Source organism: Actinoplanes sp. CA-051413, assembly GCF_050955795.1.
Taxonomy (GTDB): domain Bacteria; phylum Actinomycetota; class Actinomycetes; order Mycobacteriales; family Micromonosporaceae; genus Actinoplanes.
In genome coordinates, this window is the sequence record NZ_CP192100.1 from 5,787,862 (window position 1) to 5,804,759 (window position 16,898).

General features: G+C 70.8%; 10 protein-coding genes. 3 read left to right on the forward strand and 7 right to left on the reverse strand.

What is annotated here, in order from left to right:
• Positions 1 to 86: 86 nt before the first annotated feature.
• A complete protein-coding gene (locus tag ACQP2Y_RS27375; RefSeq protein ID WP_433717894.1) occupies positions 87 to 1,097 on the reverse strand; it encodes an ABC transporter substrate-binding protein in 1,011 nt (336 codons plus the stop codon).
• A gap of 343 nt (positions 1,098 to 1,440) precedes the next feature.
• Here ACQP2Y_RS27375 and ACQP2Y_RS27380 point away from each other — a divergent pair, with 343 nt between their 5' ends.
• Positions 1,441 to 2,442 (forward strand): LacI family DNA-binding transcriptional regulator, encoded by a 1,002-nt coding sequence (locus ACQP2Y_RS27380; RefSeq protein WP_433732082.1) that lies wholly within the window; start codon positions 1,441 to 1,443, stop codon positions 2,440 to 2,442.
• A gap of 56 nt (positions 2,443 to 2,498) precedes the next feature.
• Here the strand turns inward: ACQP2Y_RS27380 and ACQP2Y_RS27385 are convergent, their stop codons facing one another.
• The 3 genes from ACQP2Y_RS27385 to ACQP2Y_RS27395 are packed head-to-tail and all read right to left on the reverse strand — an operon-like array spanning position 2,499 to position 9,292.
• Positions 2,499 to 3,626: a lytic polysaccharide monooxygenase gene (locus ACQP2Y_RS27385; RefSeq protein ID WP_433717895.1), complete on the reverse strand. Its 1,128-nt coding sequence runs from the start codon at positions 3,624 to 3,626 to the stop codon at positions 2,499 to 2,501.
• A gap of 10 nt (positions 3,627 to 3,636) precedes the next feature.
• Positions 3,637 to 6,564, reverse strand: coding sequence for a glycoside hydrolase family 48 protein (locus ACQP2Y_RS27390; RefSeq protein ID WP_433717896.1), 2,928 nt, complete (start codon positions 6,562 to 6,564; stop codon positions 3,637 to 3,639).
• 28 nt (positions 6,565 to 6,592) lie between these two features.
• Positions 6,593 to 9,292: a cellulose binding domain-containing protein gene (locus ACQP2Y_RS27395; protein WP_433717897.1), complete on the reverse strand. Its 2,700-nt coding sequence runs from the start codon at positions 9,290 to 9,292 to the stop codon at positions 6,593 to 6,595.
• A gap of 233 nt (positions 9,293 to 9,525) precedes the next feature.
• On the opposite strand from ACQP2Y_RS27395, the gene ACQP2Y_RS27400 reads away from it, so the two are divergent.
• On the forward strand, positions 9,526 to 10,902 hold the full coding sequence (locus ACQP2Y_RS27400; protein WP_433717898.1) for a cellulase family glycosylhydrolase: 1,377 nt from the start codon (positions 9,526 to 9,528) through the stop codon (positions 10,900 to 10,902).
• Positions 10,903 to 11,124: 222 nt separating this feature from the next.
• Positions 11,125 to 12,702 (forward strand): diguanylate cyclase domain-containing protein, encoded by a 1,578-nt coding sequence (locus ACQP2Y_RS27405; protein ID WP_433717899.1) that lies wholly within the window; start codon positions 11,125 to 11,127, stop codon positions 12,700 to 12,702.
• Here the strand turns inward: ACQP2Y_RS27405 and ACQP2Y_RS27410 are convergent.
• From ACQP2Y_RS27410 to ACQP2Y_RS27420, 3 genes are all read right to left on the reverse strand, one after another.
• Complete coding sequence (locus ACQP2Y_RS27410) at positions 12,686 to 13,501, reverse strand: hypothetical protein (RefSeq protein ID WP_433717900.1); 816 nt, start codon at positions 13,499 to 13,501, stop codon at positions 12,686 to 12,688. The genes ACQP2Y_RS27405 and ACQP2Y_RS27410 overlap by 17 nt on opposite strands.
• The gene (locus tag ACQP2Y_RS27415) at positions 13,488 to 14,030 is read right to left on the reverse strand and encodes a SigE family RNA polymerase sigma factor (protein WP_433717901.1); all 543 of its coding nucleotides are present in this window, start codon (positions 14,028 to 14,030) and stop codon (positions 13,488 to 13,490) included. The genes ACQP2Y_RS27410 and ACQP2Y_RS27415 overlap by 14 nt, the downstream gene beginning before the upstream one ends.
• 228 nt (positions 14,031 to 14,258) lie before the next feature.
• Positions 14,259 to 16,844, reverse strand: coding sequence for a glycosyl hydrolase (locus tag ACQP2Y_RS27420; protein ID WP_433717902.1), 2,586 nt, complete (start codon positions 16,842 to 16,844; stop codon positions 14,259 to 14,261).
• Positions 16,845 to 16,898 lie beyond the last annotated feature (54 nt).

Genomic DNA, 16,898 nt, shown 5'->3' on the forward strand with positions numbered 1-16,898 from the left:
GCGGCGGACCGCCCCGGCTTGCCGGCCGGGGCGGTGCCGCTCGTGCGTGATCGGTGAGGATCGTTCAGGGTGCCCTGAACGAACCCTCAGTACTTGCGGTCCGGCAGAGCGGCCTTGGCCTGCTCCTGGGTGAAGGTGGTCTCCTCGGTGAGCACGCGCTGCTCCACCGTGTCGCCGGCCTTGACCTTCTTGGCCAGGTCCATCAGCTGTGGGCCGAGCAGCGGGCTGCACTCCACGATGTAATTGATCTTGCCGCCGGCGAGCGCCGTCATGCCGTCCTTGACCGCGTCGACCGTGATGATCTTGATGTCGGTGCCGGGCTTCTTGCCGGCCGCCTCGATCGCCTCGATGGCACCCAGGCCCATGTCGTCGTTGTGCGCGTAGAGCACGTCGATCTTCGGGTGGGCCTTGAGGAAGGCCTCCATGACCTCCTTGCCGTCGGTCCGGGTGAACTGACCGGTCTGCGAGGCGATGACCTTGAACTTGGGGTCGGCCTTGATGACGTCGGCGAAGCCGGCCTTGCGGTCGTTGGCCGGGGCCGCGCCGGGCGAGCCCTGCAGCTCGACGATGTTGACGTCGCCGGTCTTGCCCTCGTACTCCTTGACCAGCCACTCGCCGGCCTTCTTGCCCTCGAGCACGAAGTCGGAGCCGATGAAGGTCTTGTACAGCGACTTGTCCTGCGAGTCCACCGAACGGTCGGTGAGGATCACCGGGATGTTCGCGTCCTTGGCCTCCTTGAGCACGGTGTCCCAGCCGGACTCCACGACCGGCGAGAAGGCGATCACGTCGACGCGCTGGGCGATGAAGGACCGGATCGCCTTGATCTGGTTCTCCTGCTTGCCCTGCGCGTCGGAGAACTTCAGATCGATGCCGGCCGTGGCAGCCGACTCCTGGATCGACTTGGTGTTCGCCGTACGCCAGCCGCTCTCGGCGCCGACCTGGGAGAAGCCCATGGTGATCTTGCCACCGCCGCCGCCGCTGTCGCCGCTGCCGGCGTCGTCACCGCCACCGCATCCCGCGAGGGCGCCGACCGCCAGCGCGCCGGCCAGGACCGCAGCGGACCATTTCTTGAGCACAACGTCCTCCAGGTATCTCATTTGTTAGCGTTCACAATCTGAACTTCGCGAAGCCGGTGTTCAATTGACAGGAAGGAGAGCGGCAGTCCCACGGCGTCCGGGGGTGGGAACGCGCGGAGCAGCCAGACGACAGCCAAACCGCTCGATGCAGTGGCTCCCGTCACACGGTGCGTTTCAGGAGTGTTACCGTTCCCAATCCCGGCGTCAAGAGATCGTTCCGTATCGTGACCTAGCAAGCGCTGACCGAGCGCCGACACCGAGGTCAAGGGCACTGTTCGGAAACTTGAAAGAACTACACTGTGGCCGACACCGGTGCGGGAGCGACAAGGGGAACTGCGTGCCATCGAAGAAGCCGGCGGCGGTCATGCGTGACGTCGCCAAGCTCGCGGGCGTCTCTCACCAGACGGTGTCGCGGGTCCTCAACGAGCACCCGAACGTCCGGCAGGAGACCCGCGCCCGGGTCCTGGAGGCGATGGAGTCGCTGGACTACCGCCGCAACCTCGCCGCCCGTACGCTGGTCACCCGCCAGTCGCACACCCTGGGCATCATCGGCTTCGAGACCACGCTGTTCGGCCCGGCCTCCATGCTGTACGGCATCGAGGACGCCGCCCGCACCGCCGGTTACCTGGTCAGCATTGCCACCTTCCGCAACCTGGAACGCCGGCCGGTGCTGGAGGCTGTCGACCGGCTGCGCCAGCACGCGGTGGACGGCATCATCGCCATCGCCCCCAAGCACGCGGTCACCGATGCCCTGACGCAGGCCCCGGCCGGCCTGTCGTGTGTGGCGGTCGGCGGGGCCGGTGGCGCCGACGGGGTCCCGACCGTACGCGTGGACAACGCCGGCGGCGCCCAGCTCGCCACCCGGCACCTGCTCGACCTGGGCCACCGCACGGTGCACCACGTCGCCGGTCCGGGCGACTGGCCGGAGGCGCAGGAGCGCATCGCCGGCTGGCGCGACACCCTGACCGCGGCCGGCGCCGAGGTGCCGCCGATCCTGCCGCAGTCCTGGAACGCCGAGACCGGTTACGTGCAGGGCCAGGCGCTGGCCCGGGACCCGGCGGTCACGGCGATCTTCTGCGCCAACGACCGGATCGCCCTGGGCGTGCTGCGCGCCCTGCACGAGGCCGGCCGCAAGGTGCCCGAGGAGGTCAGCGTCGTCGGCTTCGACGACATGCCGGACTCGGGATACTTCCTGCCCCCGCTGACCACGGTGCGCCAGGACTTCGCCGAGCTCGGCCGGCTCAGCCTCGCCCTGCTGCTGGAGCACATGGCCGGTCCGGAGTCCCCGGCCCACGTCGTCGTCACCCCCGAGCTGGTCGTGCGGGCCAGCACCGCGGCCCCGGCCAAGCGCCGGGCCCGTCGCTAGCGTTCCCCGGACAGGCGGAGGCCCGGAGCGCTCACGCGCCCCGGGCCCCCTTTGTGTCACGCGGTGGTGCAGCTCAGGTTCTGCACCGTGAGTGGCGTCGATCCGGTGCCGGTGAAACCGAACGTGGTGTAGTTGTTGGCCGCGATCGAGCCGTTCCACGACTCGTTCGTCACCGTGGCCAGTGATCCGCTACCGGTGTACTTGCCGCTCCACAGCTGGCTGACGGTCTGCCCGCCGGGGAACGTCCACGACACCTTCCACTTGCTCACCGGCGTGCTCGCCGCATGGACCATGACCTCGCCCTGGAAGCCACCGCCCCAGGACCCCGTGACGTTGTACATCGCGGAGCAGCCGGTGTCGGTGCCCGGCGGCGGGGTGGTCGGGCCGGGCGGCGGGGTCGTCGGGCCCGGCGGCGGGGTGGTCGGGCCGGGCGGCGGGGTCGTCGGGCCCGGCGGCGGGGTCGTCGGGGTGGTCCCGTCACCGACGCCGGTCACCTCACCGTTGCCACCGTCGAAGGTCACGTCCGAACAGCCGTAGAAGGTCTCCTGGCTGTCCGAGCGGGACCACACCGAGTAGATGAGGTGCTTGCCGCTCTTGCCCGAGGGCAGGCGCCCGGTCCACGAGTACCGGCCGTCGTTGGTTCCCGGACCGCCGACCGACTCGGGGTTGACCACCTGCGAGAACGGGGTCGACTCGAGGTCGCTCCAGGCCAGCGGGCGGGTCGGGCTCCAGCTGTCCTTGGTGATGTACAGCGAGAACGTGCCCGGGTGCTTGGCCCAGTTGTTGTAGTCGAAACGCATGCTGGCGCCCGCCGTGAGGTGGGTCTGCGGCCAGTCGTTGCGGGCGGCGTTGTAGGCGGTGAAGTTGTACGGGCCCCCGGTTCCGCCGCTGCACAGCTGGCCGTCCGGGATGAAGCCGGCCATCCGGCCGCCCCCGTCCGAACGCAGCACGGCGAACCAGTTGTAGAGCGGGGTGGTGCCCCCCTGGGCCACCGCGGCGGCGCAGGCCGGGTTCTTCGGGATGATCGCTCCGTTGGTCCCGGAGAGGCCGTCCTTCCAGCAGAAGTAGGTCCGGCTACCGGGGACCATCATGGCCCCGTGCGCCGATGCGCTGGTCTGCACCACGGTCACGCCGACACCGGTGGCGAGCAGTACCGCGGCCGCGTACAGGAATCTTCTTTTCATCTCGGTCCTCTCAGCCGTTCGGGAAGAGGCGGGCGAAGTCCGCGTAGCCGGTGGCCACGTCGACCTGGGCCCAGAATCGGTGGTAGTTGAAGGTCGGGGCCGCGCCACCCTTGAGGTAGGCGTCCACCTTCGGGTAGTCCGGGTCGTTCTTGTAGAAGGAACGGATGTCCAGGAAGGACACGCCCGGCTTGATCTCGTCGCCGTTCGGCATCTTGCCGCTCCAGCCCGGCGGGATGTAGATGCCCTGGCCGGTGGCCGCGTCGTAGCGGTCGTCCATCCGGTTGTAGTCGGCGCGGGTCTCGGTGACCGACACGCCCTTCGGGTCCTTGTACGCCCAGATGGCGTCCAGCAGGCCCTTGGCGGCCGTCTTGGCCCGCGCGTTGCCCGACTTGGCCGCGTAGTACGCGAGCAGCTTGGCGTACGAGCCGGCGACCCCGAGGTCCTGGCCCTTGCTGGTGACCTCGACGTGCAGGCCGGTGTTGGCGGCCGGGCTCGACGGGTTCCAGGTGACCGGCTTGCCGGTCCACGCCAGGTCCGACGGGATGGCGAAGCTCGACGTGCCGATCTCGGTGTTGTCCAGGGCCCAGGTGACCCACTTGTCCAGGACGGACTTCGCCTTGGCGTCGTTGGTCAGGTAGTAGTACTCGGCGAGCCGCTCCAGCGACCAGGTCTGCATGCCGAACCACCGGTTGGACGGCGGGTCCTCGTAGACCGGCGCCTCGACGTAGGACAGACCGTAGAACGTCGGGGTGCCGGCCGGCGGGGCCTTGTACGCACCCTGCCAGCTGTTGGTCGCGCCGCCGGCGATACCGCCCTCACTGGACTGCAGCCACTGGTAGAACTCGAGCTGCCGGTTGAGGCTGGCCTGCCAGTCGGCCTTGGCCGTGGGCGACTTCGGGGCCATCGCCGGGACGTTGGACAGCACGTACGCCGCCATCGGGTTCTGGTAGCCGAAGTGGCTGGTGCTGGAGCCGATCCGCCAGGCCCAGCCGGCCTGCGTGTCGGTGGCGCCGCCCCAGGCGTAGTACCAGGACATCAGGTTGTTCGAGCTGCTCTTGCCGGAGCCCGCGGCGCAGGACGTCGAGGTGCAGCCCGGGTTCTTGAAGTACTTGTCGTAGAAGGAGTAGCGCAGGTAGTCGCCCATCTTGGCGGCGTTGGCCACCGCGGCGGACAGCTGGGACTGCTTGCCCTGCGCGGTCGCCCAGGTCAGCGCCCAGTAGGCGGCCTGCACGGCCCGCGAGTCGGCGTCGGGGGCGTTGGTGTACTTCCACTGCTTGGCGTACGACGCGTCCTTGGTGAACAGGTCGAGGTAGCCGTTGGGGCCGCCGTGCTTGAACGTGTCGCAGGACGGCTGCGGCACGGTCTCGAAGGTGGACTCCTGCGGGCCGCGCTGGAAGGTGTTGATGTACACGTTCTTGGTGGTGCCGTCACCGCAGTGGCCGAAGCCGTACACGTTGTCGACGTCCAGCAGCCAGTGCATGCCGTAGATGTCCGAGGTGCCGTACGCGCTCTTCAGCTCGTTGGCCAGCGGGTCCGTGCCGACCGACACGCCGCTCTCCAGCTGCGACGGGTACTCCGACGGCAACGGGTGCTCGGCGGCGTAGGTGGCCGGCTTGCTCGGGTCGTACTTGTCGTTGGTGGGCTGGTCGGCGTGCGACGGGATGATGTACTGCTCCATCGTCTTCCACGCCGCGTTGAACGGCGCCCAGTCCCCGCTCACCTGACCGTGCTCGGCCTCCAGCCACAGCCAGTAGCTGAACGCCTCGGAGGTCGTCTCGTGGCCGTGGTCGGGCGCCTCGTCGATCAGCGTCTCGATCGAGTGGTAGGGCACGCCGTCCGGGCTGAAGTAGCCGTTGGCCGGGTTCTTGATGTCGCTGTAGAGCTGGGTGAACCGGGCGTCGGCGCTGCCCTTGGCCAGCACCGTCACGGTCACGCTGGCCGCGGTGTGCCCGGTGGCCGTGGCGCTGAAGGTGGCGGTGGAGTTCAGCGCCGCCGCGGCGGTCGCGGCGACGGTGACCGTCTGCGCCGTGTTCCAGTTCGCGGTCGTGAAGGTCAGCGACGCGGGCGTCGCCGAGACCGTGGTGGCCCCGGCGCTCCGGGCGATGGCCACGGTGGTGCTCGCGGTCGGCGCCTTGGACAGCGCCACCTTGAACGTCGCGGTCTCGCCAGGAGCGACGGTCAGCGAGGTGGGATCGGTGACGACCGCCGGGCTGGTGGCGGCGTCGACGAACACCGGTACGTCGGCGGTCGCGCTCTTGGCGTTCGTCGAGTCGTACGCGATGGCCTGCAGGTGGTACGCCGCGGTCTGGGCCGGGACGCTCGCCCAGGTGTAGGCGTAGGGCGCCGTGGTGTCGGTGCCCAGCAGCAGGCCGTCGTGGTAGAACTCGACCTTGCTGATGGTCCGGCCGCTCGTGGCCGTGGCGGTCGCCGCGATCGGGATCGAGGCGGGCGCGTTGAACCGGGTGTTGGCCGCCGGGCTGCTGATCGACACCGTCGGTACGGCGGCGGTCTGGTTGCAGGCGGTGCCGTTGAGGGTGAACGCCGTCGGGACCGGGTTGGCCGAGCCGAAGGTGCCGTTGAAGCCCGTGCTGATCGTGGCGCCGGTGCCGAGGGTGCCGTTCCACGCCGCGTTGGAGACGGTGACGTGCTGACCGCTCTGCGCGTACGTGGCGCTCCAGCCCTGGGTGACCTTCTGCGCCGCGTCCGGGAAGTCGTACTCCAGCTTCCAGCTGCTCAGCGGGTCACCGGAGTTGGTGATGGCGATGTCACCGGTGAAGCCGCCGCTCCATTGGCTCTGCACACGGTAGACGACCGTGCAGCCGGCGGCCGCTTGCGCGGGCGACGAGCCGGCGACGACCAGGCCGGCGGCGAGTAACGCCGCAGCCGAGGCCGCGAGACCGCGTCGATAACGCGATCGGGTGGACAGGGGGGATCTCATCGCGGGTCCTTCCTGGGGGTGGGGCGGGTCATGACGTGGCCGCACAGGTGATCGGCGACGGAAGGGGGTTGGTGCCGGTGGTGGAGGCGAGGAAGCCGAACGTGGTGGTCGCGTTCGCGGCCAGCACGCCGTTCCAGCCGGCGTCGCGCACGGTCACGGCCGTGCCGGTCTGACCACCGGTGCCGCCCCAGACCTGCGAGACGACCTGGCCGTTGCCGAAGGTCCAGCCGACGGACCAGGTCTTCGTGGGGGCTGTGCCGGTGTTGCGGACGGTCACCTCACCCTGGAAGCCACCGCCCCAGGAACCGGTGATCTTGTAGGTCGCGGTACAACCGGTCGCCGCCGGCGGTGGGGTGGCCGACGCCGAGGCGGACGGGGACACCGGCGGCGGGGTGGACGGGGTCACCGGTGGCGGCGAGGCCGAGGCCGAGGCGGACGGGGTCACCGGCGGCGGGGTGGATCCGCCGGTGCGGTCGGCGTAGAGGATGCCGCGGCCGTTGGTGCCGAGGTAGACGCGGCCGTACACCCGGGGGTCACCGGCCAGCGCCTCGCCCGCGTTGCCGTACCGGTGGGCGTCGTCGTTGATCCGCACCCAGCCGGCGCCGCCGTTGTCGGAGCGGAAGACCCCGGCCACGCCGTCGACCGTGCCGATCGTGAAGACCGCGGGGTACGCGGCTCCCGGCGCGGCCTTGCCGGTGGAGACGTTGATCGCCTTGCTGACGCCGGCGACCGCCGTGAACGTCGCACCGGCATCGGTGGAGTGCAGCAGCCCGGTCTCGCCGGCCAGCCACACGTCCCCGGTACGGCCGGCGACGGTGTGCAGCTTGACGTTCCCGGTCGACGGCACGGTTGCCGCCGAGGCGGTGAAGGTGGCCCCGCCGTCCTTGCTGACGTAGACCTTGCCGGCCGCGTACCCGTAGAAGGTCTTCGGGTCGACCCGGTCACTGACGATCTCGGCGCCGGCCGGGATGCCGGTGGACGCCGTCCAGGAACTGCCCCGGGTGGTCGAGTAGTGCACGCCCACACCGGCCGGGGCCCAGACCACGGCGTTGGCGTCGGCCCCCACGGCCACCTTGCCACCGCCGGTGACGCCCGCCGGTTCCTGGCCGTTGTACCAGTTTTTGCCGCCGTCGTTGGAGACACCGATGTGCGGTGCCGCGTCGGCGTTGCCGACCCGGACGAAGAACGCCGGGCTCAGCTCGGCGAAGTCCAGGCTGGTGTTGCTGCCCAGGCTCGGGGTGTCGTGGAAGCTCGCCGGGACGGTGTCCAGGTCGGCGTGGTAGAACCCGCCGATGTCACCGAGCGCGCTGACCAGAGGCGCCCCGGACGGCGGGCTGGCCAGGTCGAGCACCGCGGTCTCCTCGAGACCCTTGGCCATCGGCTTGATGGTGAACGTCGTGTTCTTGTCCCAGTTGGTCAGCTGGGTGGTGCCGTAGACGGTGGCGCCGGTGCCGTAGAGCAGCCGGTTGGAGTCCAGCGGGTCGATCTCGACCGACTCGTTCATCCAGCCGAGCTTGGGCGTGGCCTCGGGCGGCTGCGGGTTGGTGTTGAAGTCCAGCCACGGGTTCGCCGAGATGTCCATGGTGTAGCGCTTGGACTGGCTCGGATAGCTGGTGAAGTCCCAGATCCGGGTCCAGGTGGCGCCGCTGTCGGTGCTGCGGAAGAAGATCGCGTCCGGCCACCAGGAGATCTGGGTGGCGACCATCAGCGTGCCGGGCCGCTGCCGGTCCACGGTCAGGCCGGAGTAGCCGAAGTAGAGGTCGGCGCCGGCGCTGAGCTTGACCGGGCTGACGTCGGTCCACTCCCCCGTCACCGTGTTGAGCCGCGAGACCTGCCCCTTGCCACCGTCGTACGGGCCGCCGGTGTCGCTGGTGGCCACGTAGAGGTAGTGGTTGACCGAGTCCAGGACCCCCTTGTGCGGCAGGTAGCCGGTGGGCTGGCCGGGGACCCGCGCCCAGGTGCTGCCGCCGTCGGTGGAGCGGTAGACCGGATTAGCCTTGTCGGCCACGCCGACGTAGACATCACGGCTGACGTCGTCGAAGGTGACCCAGGTCAGGCCCTGGTTCTGGCTCAGGTAGCCGTTGGTGTCGGCCGGATCCTGCACGTAGTTGCCGGCGTTCGGGAACGCGGTGACCTTCGCCCAGGTCGCGCCGTAGTCGGTGCTGCGCCAGAGGCCGTTGCCGCCCTCGGCGGCGTAGAACACGTGGCTGTGGTCGTGCGGGTCGATCGCCAGCCGCTCACCCATGCCGCGGCCGGGCATGTTGCCGCCGTTCTTGAACGGCAGCGTGGTGACCTGCCAGGTCGCGCCGCGGTCGGCCGAGCGCAGGATCGCGCCGTTGTTGGGATCCCAGCTGTTGGTGTACATGCCCACCGCCGCGTAGACCCGGCCGGGATCGACCGGGTCCGTCGCGATGCTCGTGACGCCGTTGTAGCCCCAGTTCTCCTGGCCCACCCAGTCCAGGAGCGGCACCCAGTTCTGCCCGGCCTGGTTCCACCGGTACGCGCCGCCGATGTCGGTGCGCGCATAGATCAGGTTCTTCTCGGTCCGGTTGAAGATCAGGCCCGGCACGAAGCCGCCGCCGTCGATCCGGACGTTCTTCCAGTTGTACGCGTCGACAGCGGCGGCCGCGGTGGCCGGCCGGGGACGGTCGGCCGCAGTGGCAACGAATGTCGTCGCGCCGATGAGCAGCGCGGCGACGGCCACCGTGGTGAATCTTGGTCGTCGCAAAGGGGTTCCTCTCCGGGCACGGCTGCGACGCCGCGGATGCGCCATCGACGGTCATGAACATGGGAGCGCTCCCATGAATGTGGGCCGTTGACATTTCGTTGTCAAGAGCCGGAAACAAATGACCCACCTGTCACGCCGAGGTTTCTGCCGTGTTGACAAGGACTGAACCGAGTAGGTAGGAAGATGTCGGTCAATCGATCGTGGGAGCGCTTCCGACATCGATGGAGGACCACATGAGACGCAGACTTCTGGGTGGCCTGGCCGCCCTGCTGGTCACGGTGACCGGCCTGGTCACCGTGGCGGCCCAGCCCGCGCAGGCGGCGGTGGGCTTCACCGTCAGCGGCAGCCGCATCCTGGACGCGAACGGCAACGCCTTCGTCATGCGCGGCGTCAACCACGCCCACACCTGGTACCAGGACCGCACGCCGCAGGCACTGGCCGACATCAAGGCGCTCGGCGCCAACACGGTCCGGATCGTGCTCGGCAGCGGGCAACGCTGGGGTCCTGACAACGCTGCCAACGTGTCCGCCGTGATCAGCCAGTGCAAGGCCAACCGCCTGATCTGCGTGCTCGAGGCGCACGACACCACCGGGTACGGCGAGCAGGCCGGCGCGGCGACCCTCGCCCAGGCCGTCGACTACTGGATCAGCGTCAAGAGCGCGCTCGCCGGCCAGGAGCGCTACGTCATCCTCAACATCGGCAACGAGCCGTACGGCAACACCAACGCCGCGGGCTGGGTCGCGGACACCAAGAACGCGATCACCCGGCTGCGCGCCGCCGGCTTCGAGCACTCGATCATGGTGGACGCGCCGAACTGGGGCCAGGACTGGTCCTTCACCATGCGCGACAACGCGGCCTCGGTGTTCGCCACCGACCCGCAGCGCAACACCATCTTCTCGATCCACATGTACGGCGTGTTCGACACCGCCGCCGAGATCAACGACTACCTGGGCCGGTTCATCACCGCCGGGCTGCCCATCGTGGTCGGCGAGTTCGGCCACAACCACTCCGACGGCGACCCCGACGAGGACACCATCCTGGCCACCGCCCAGGCCCGCGGCATCGGCTACCTGGGCTGGTCGTGGAGCGGCAACGGCGGCGGCGTGGAATACCTGGACCTGGTCACCAACTTCAACGCCGCGGCCCTGACCTCGTGGGGCCAGCGCCTGTTCAACGGCGCCAACGGCATCAAGGCGACCTCCCGGGAGGCGTCGGTCTTCGGTGGCGTTCAGCCCACCACGCCGACCACGCCGCCGGTCTCACCGACGGTCTCGCCGACGCCCGGCACGTCGACCCCGCCGCCCGCGGGCAAGGCCTGCACGGCCACCTACACGGTCGGCGGCCAGTGGGGCGGCGGCTTCCAGGGCGCGGTCACCGTCAAGGCCGGCAACGCGGCGATCACCTCGTGGACCGTGACGTGGACCTGGCCCAGCGGCCAGCGCTTCACCAACACCTGGAACGCCACGGTCACCAGCTCCGGTGACGCGGTGACCGCCCGCAACGCGCCGTACAACGGCTCGCTGGCGGCCGGCGCGAGCACCACCTGGGGCTTCACCGCGAGCTCGACCGGCACCAACACCGCGCCGGCGGTGACCTGCGCGGCTGCCTGACCCCGGCCCGCACCGCCCCCCCCCCCCCCCCCCCCCCCCCCCGCACCGCACCTGTCACCACCGCCGCCTGCGCGGCCGCCTGACGCCCCGTGCCAACCGGGGTTCCCACAGCGGCCCGGTCCGTCACCCCCGGGCCGGGCCGCTCCCCGATCGCCACCGCCGCGCACCCGTGCTGCACCCCCGGACCGCCAGTCTGGGGAGCCATCCAGCCCTGGGAGCATCGTGACCACGACACACGCGCCGGTCGACGCCGGCCGCCTGGCCGATGACCTGCTGACCCTGGAGATCGGCTTCACCGCCTCCTTCCACGACGACGCGGCCGTGGCCGAGCGCATCGAACGCGCCGCCGCCGGGTCCGGCCGCCCGGACCTGGTGCTGCGGGCCCGCCTGGCGCGGGCCGTGGTCATGCTCCGCGAGGGCGAGACCGTCGAGGGCGGGCGACTGACCCACCGGGTCTATCCCGAAGCCGTGGAGCTGGGCGACTACTACCTGCTGGCCCGCTGCCACCGGGCGCTGTCGATCTTCTTCCGGCAGCTGGGCGACAACGCCACCGCGCTGGCCCACGCCGTGCAGTGCATGTCGCACACCGCCGCCGACGTGCCGCCGGCCATCCGCAGCCGGCACCTGATGTGCCTGGCCGTGCTGCTGGACGAGACCGGCTCACCGCAGGAGGCGCTGCGGGCGTTCACCGAGGCGCTCGGGCTGGCGACCGCCCACCACGACAGCGAGCTGGCCCTGCATCTGCTCAACAACATGACGTACACCGCGTACGAGCGCGGTGACCTGCCGGCCGCCGAGGAGCTCGTGCGCCGGATGCGGGCGACCGCCGAGAGCGCCGGGATCCAGCTGAACGCCACCTGCCTGGACACTCTGGCCCGGGTGGCGATGCTGGGCGGGCGGCACCGCGAGGTGGCCCAGATCCTCGCGCCCCTGTTGGCCGACGACGCGCCCCGGCACCTCATCGACGTGGGCAACGCGCTGGAGGAAGCCCTGCTCACCGCGGCCGAGGCGTACCGGGAGCTGGGGGCGGCCGAGCGCGCCCAGACGCTGCTCGACCGGCTGTTCCGGTTGTGCACCGAGCACGACCTGGCCGGGCTGCAGGCCCAGGGCCGTGAACAGCAGGCGCTGCTGCACGCCGCCACCGGCCGCTACCAGGAGGCGTTCGAGGAGTACCGCCGCTTCCACGTGGAGACCCGGGTGCTCACCTCGGCCCAGCAGGACGCCCGGTCCCGGGCCCTGCAGGCGGTCTACCAGGCCGAGGAGGCGCGCCGGGCCACGGACACCTTCCGCGAGCTGGCCCACCGCGATGCTCTGACCGGCCTGCACAACCGGCGCCACGCCGACGAGGAACTGCCCGCGGTGCTGGCCACCGCCGCCGACGGCACGCCGGTGTCGGTCGCGCTGCTCGACCTGGACCACTTCAAGCGGGTCAACGACACGCGGTCGCACGCGACCGGGGACCTGGTGCTGCGGCGCCTGGCCGGGGTGCTCACCGCGGCCGCACCGCCGGACTCGATGATCGCCCGGATCGGCGGCGAGGAGTTCGTCGTCCTGCTGCCAGGGACCGACGCCGTGCTGGCCCGGCAGGCCTGCGAGCGGATCCGGTCGGCGGTGGCCGGCGAGGACTGGGCCGCGCTCACCGGCGGCCTGCCGGTGACGTGCAGCATCGGCATCACCACCGTGACCGGCGCTGCGGCGACCCCGGCGTCGGCACTGGCCGCAGCCGACCGCAACCTCTACGCCGCGAAGCGCGCCGGCCGCGACCGGGTCTGCGACGACGCGGTCACTGGTGCGGCATGAAGGTGCCGCTCACCTTCGCGTCCTTGCCCTCCCCGGTGATCTTGGCTTCGTAGCTGTCCTCGGCCGGGGAGTGCTTGCCCACGGTGTGGTTGAACTGCGCGGCGAACGTGTACTCGCCCGCTGCGAGAGTTTTGCCCGGCCGCAGCGTGAAGCGGAAGACCAGCATCTTGCTGGTCCGGCTGCTGCTGATGGCGAGCAGGTCGTTGGACACCGTGCTCCAGCGGCCGGTCTCGACGACCCCCGGGGTCAGCGCGACCTCCACGGTGACGTCCAGGGCGGTGACCTTGCGGGTCGACTTCAGCACCACGCTGTCCTGCGTCCAGCCGTCGCTGGTGTTCGGGTCGATCTTGCCGGTCGAGCTCAGGTAGCCGTCACGATCGGTCTGGGGCGCGGAGCTGGACGGCGTGGTCACCGACGGGGACGACGGCGTGCCGATGGTGGTGCGAGGTGGCTTGGGGTCCGTGGCGGTCGCAGCGGGGGTGGTCGGCCTGGGCGCGTTCGTGGTGGCCGGGGCCGGGGTCGTGGCCGGTACGGCCGAGGGAGCCGCCACCGGGGTGTCGTCCACGTCCGGCTCCCGGTTGCTCAGCCGGACTCCTGCGACGGCGAGCACCAGCACCACCGCCACGGCCAGCGCGGCCGCGGCCGGCCGGACCAGAGCGAAGAGCCGGTCGATCGGGCGGCGGGCGTACGCCGCCCGGCCGTGGGCTATCCGGTCCAGCATCGCCTGCCGGTCCGGCCGGTGCCGGTCGGCCTCCTCGCGCAGCGCCGTGCGGAGGTCACGCTCGTCATGCTGACGCACTCAGTCCTCCCGTCGTCACTGGCAGATCCTTCAGGTACTGGCTGAGCTGGGCCGCTCCCCGCGACGTCAGGCTCTTGACCGCGCCGACCGAGATACCCAGGATCTCGGCGACCTCGCGCTCCGGCACGTCGAACGCGTACCGCAGGACGACACACTCGCGCCGGCGCAGCGGCAGGTGCCGCAGGGCCGCCCGCACGTCGAGCACGGCCGGGGTGTCCGGTTCCGCCCGGTCCCGGCGCAGCAGGCCCAGCCCGAGCAGCCCGAGCCGCTCCCGGCTCTGCCGCTTGATCCACTGCCGGGCCAGGTTGGCCAGGATGCCCCGGGCGTACGCGATCGGGCTGTCCGCCGCCTGGACCCGCTCCCAGTGCCGCCACACCTCGACGAACGCGTCCGCGGCCAGGTCGTCGGCCACGCCGGACTCCCCCGTCACGAGGTACGCCAGCCGTGAGAGGTCCGCGTGGTGCTGCTCGAAGAAGCGCCGGAAGGCACGCTCGTCGTCCGGGTCCGTCACACGTTCCTCTCCGGTCATCGGTACGGGTGGAGGCCGGCTGCCCCGGCTGTGGGGGTAAACGGAACCGGAGCAGCCGGGGTTCAGTGGATCGACACGAAATACTCCGAGGTATGGGGGACGACGTCAAGAAACCCGCGAGGAGGCCGGGTGAGGTCCTGATGGAACGGCCTCCTCGCAGGTCACTTATCCCCAAGTGGGCGCCCGCCGGCAAAAGGTTGCCGGCGGGCGCCAAGTTTTTTCTCCGGGTCAGCGGCGGGACAGTTGGTTGAGGTCGTACGACCAGATTCCCCGGCCGTGGGTGGCCGCGTAGAGCGTGCGGCCGTCCGGGCCGAGCTTGAGCTGCAGCGTGGTCGTGGTGGGCAGGTTGCGGCCGAGCACCGACCAGCGGCCGGCCGGCCGGGCCCGGTAGAAGATCCCGGTGTCGGTGCCCACGGCCAGACCGCCGCCGCGGACCATCCGCACCGTGTTCGCCGGGACGTCCGGCAGATCGGCGGAGATGTCGGTCCAGTGCTCCCCGGCGTCGCGGGACTCGAAGACATGGCCGACGCCGGCGCCGGGGCCCTCGGTCCACTTCCGGGAGAAGCCGTTGATCGCCACGACGACGTGCCGGGGGTCGGCCCGGTCCACGTCGAAGCCCGAGACGTACCGGTTCGGCACGGTGCCGTCGACCGGCAGGGTCAGCTGGTGCCATCCCGTCCCGTCGGTGCGCCCGACCGCGATACCGCGGGTGAAGCCCTGGTTGTTGCAGGGCCCGCACCAGCCGGCGTAGACGTGGCCGCCGGAGGTGGCGACCGCGGTGGCCACGTGGCCCTCGCCCAGGTCGAACAGGTTGCGCCATTCCTCCCCGGAACGGATCGCGAAGCCGTTGGTCTGGATCCACACGTGCTGACCGCCGGCGACCCAGGTCCGGCTGTCGCGCGGATCCATGGTCAGCGGCGCGATGAACCGGGCGGCACCTGTCTCGGCGTCCGGCGGGGCGACCTCGTAGCTGGTGGCCAACGCCGGGTCCCGGGTCCACGCGCCGTTGTTGACCGCACAGTTGTTGGTCACCCACACGTCCAGGTAGACGTACTCCTCGGCGATGTTGCAGCCGTTCGCCGGGTCGACGATGGTGTCGCCGCCGTCGCCGCCGAAGTTGGAGCCCATCACCCGGTCGCCCGGGCGCAGGATGGACTGGCCGTTGTCCTGCAGGCCGCCGGAGACCGCGACGCCGCGCCGATCGCGGCCGACGCCGACCGAGTAGTACTGCAGCACGTCGATCGTGCCGTCGTTGAGCGAGACCCAGTCGGTGGCGTGCCCGGAGGCGTCCGCGGCACCTCGCACCGGACGGCGGTAGGCGCCGCCGTCGTTGCCGACGACCACGAAACGCTTGCCGTGGTACGACCCGATCGCGGCCGACTGCTGGTCGGGGTGGGTGGTCTGGTGGCAGTCACCGGTCTGCTTGGCCGGGTCGATGCTCCAGCACGGGAAGTCGAAGTTCCAGTACGGCCCCGGGGTGCTCCAGCTCAGGCCGCCGTCGGTCGACTCGAAGACCTCCTCCAGGCCCGCGTACACGTGCTTCGGATCGGCCGGGTCGACCTGCAGGAACTGGTTGTACCAGGACTGGACGCCGGGCATGTAGCCCGGCTCGGTGAGCGCGGAGCCGGACTCGGCCAGCTCGTGGTAGTCCGCGCCCAGGGTCCACGGACCGAACGGTGAGCCCGAGAGCGACACGTAGAAGCCCTGCAGTGCGCTGTCCGGGTTGGTCGCCAGCAGCGTGGGCGACTGCTCGATCGCGTAGTAGCGCGACCCGTCGGCGGACGGCGTGAAGGTGACCGTGCCGACGTCGCCGGCACCGGACGGCAGGCCGGCCAGGACGGTGCGCTGCCAGGTGCCGCCGCTGCGCGTGTAGAAGCCGTTGTAGTCGTCGCCGCTGCGCCAGCCGGCCGCGATGATCACCCGGCGGGAATCGCGGGGGTCCACGGCGAAGTCGTTGATGATGTTCTTGTACGGCGCGTTCGGGTCCGTTGCCTGCGCACCACCCGGCAGGAAGGCAGGATTGGGCACGAACTCGGCGCGCCAGGGCCCGGACAGATCCGTGAGCGAGTGCGTGTAGGCGCCACGGTTGGTCGCCGCCCACACGGTGTTGCCGAAGAACCGGAGCTTACGAATGGTCGTGCTCTCCAGTTCGGTGCCGCCGACCCGGTCCGAGGGCCGGAACGTGCGGTGGCGCGGGTCGCGGAGCACGTACACGCCGGTGCCGACGAACGAGGTGGCGCTCGTGTTCGCCTCGCCGGTCGCGTACCAGAGCCGGCCCGTGCGGTCCAGGCGCAAGTCACCGGTGGACGGTGACGGCAGCCGCTCCGAGATGGGCTGCCAGCGGCCGCCGCCGGTACGGGAACGCCATACACCGCCGTCGGCCGCGCCCGCGTACACGTATCCGGCGTTGTCCGCCGCCATGCCGGTGAGCCGGCCGGTCACCTTGCCGGCGCCGCCGGAGGAGTTGCTGTCGATGTCGCGGTAGCGCGGGTCGTCGGAGTTGTAGGGCAGGTCGGTGATCTCGTTCCACCGGCCGGCGGTCCGGGGCAACGACTGCTGCTGCGCCCAGGCGGCGGAGTACGCGCCCGGCGCGACGATGCCCGGCGCGCTGCGCGCCTCCGCCCACTGCTCGGCCCGCTCGGCGATCTCCTCGGCCTCGCCGCCCTCGTCCTCCTCGTGGGCGTCGAGGGTCTTGAGCTGGGCAGCGTGCTGGACCCGCCAGTCGGCCAGCTCCGCCTGGTGGCGGTACGGCACCGGCCGGCTGTCGTCGCCGGAGGCGGCCGTGGCGGTCACCGCCGGGACGAGGACCAGCACCGGTGACAGCGCTGCGGCGACGAGCAGCCTGAATTTTCGGGAATGTTCGGGTTG

Coding starts and splice junctions, on each gene's coding strand:
- ACQP2Y_RS27375 (WP_433717894.1), bottom strand. CDS start 1,097: ATGAGATACCTGGAGGACGTTGTGCTCAAGAAATGGTCCGCTGCGGTC.
- ACQP2Y_RS27380 (WP_433732082.1), top strand. CDS start 1,441: ATGCGTGACGTCGCCAAGCTCGCGGGCGTCTCTCACCAGACGGTGTCG.
- ACQP2Y_RS27385 (WP_433717895.1), bottom strand. CDS start 3,626: ATGAAAAGAAGATTCCTGTACGCGGCCGCGGTACTGCTCGCCACCGGT.
- ACQP2Y_RS27390 (WP_433717896.1), bottom strand. CDS start 6,564: ATGAGATCCCCCCTGTCCACCCGATCGCGTTATCGACGCGGTCTCGCG.
- ACQP2Y_RS27400 (WP_433717898.1), top strand. CDS start 9,526: ATGAGACGCAGACTTCTGGGTGGCCTGGCCGCCCTGCTGGTCACGGTG.
- ACQP2Y_RS27415 (WP_433717901.1), bottom strand. CDS start 14,030: ATGACCGGAGAGGAACGTGTGACGGACCCGGACGACGAGCGTGCCTTC.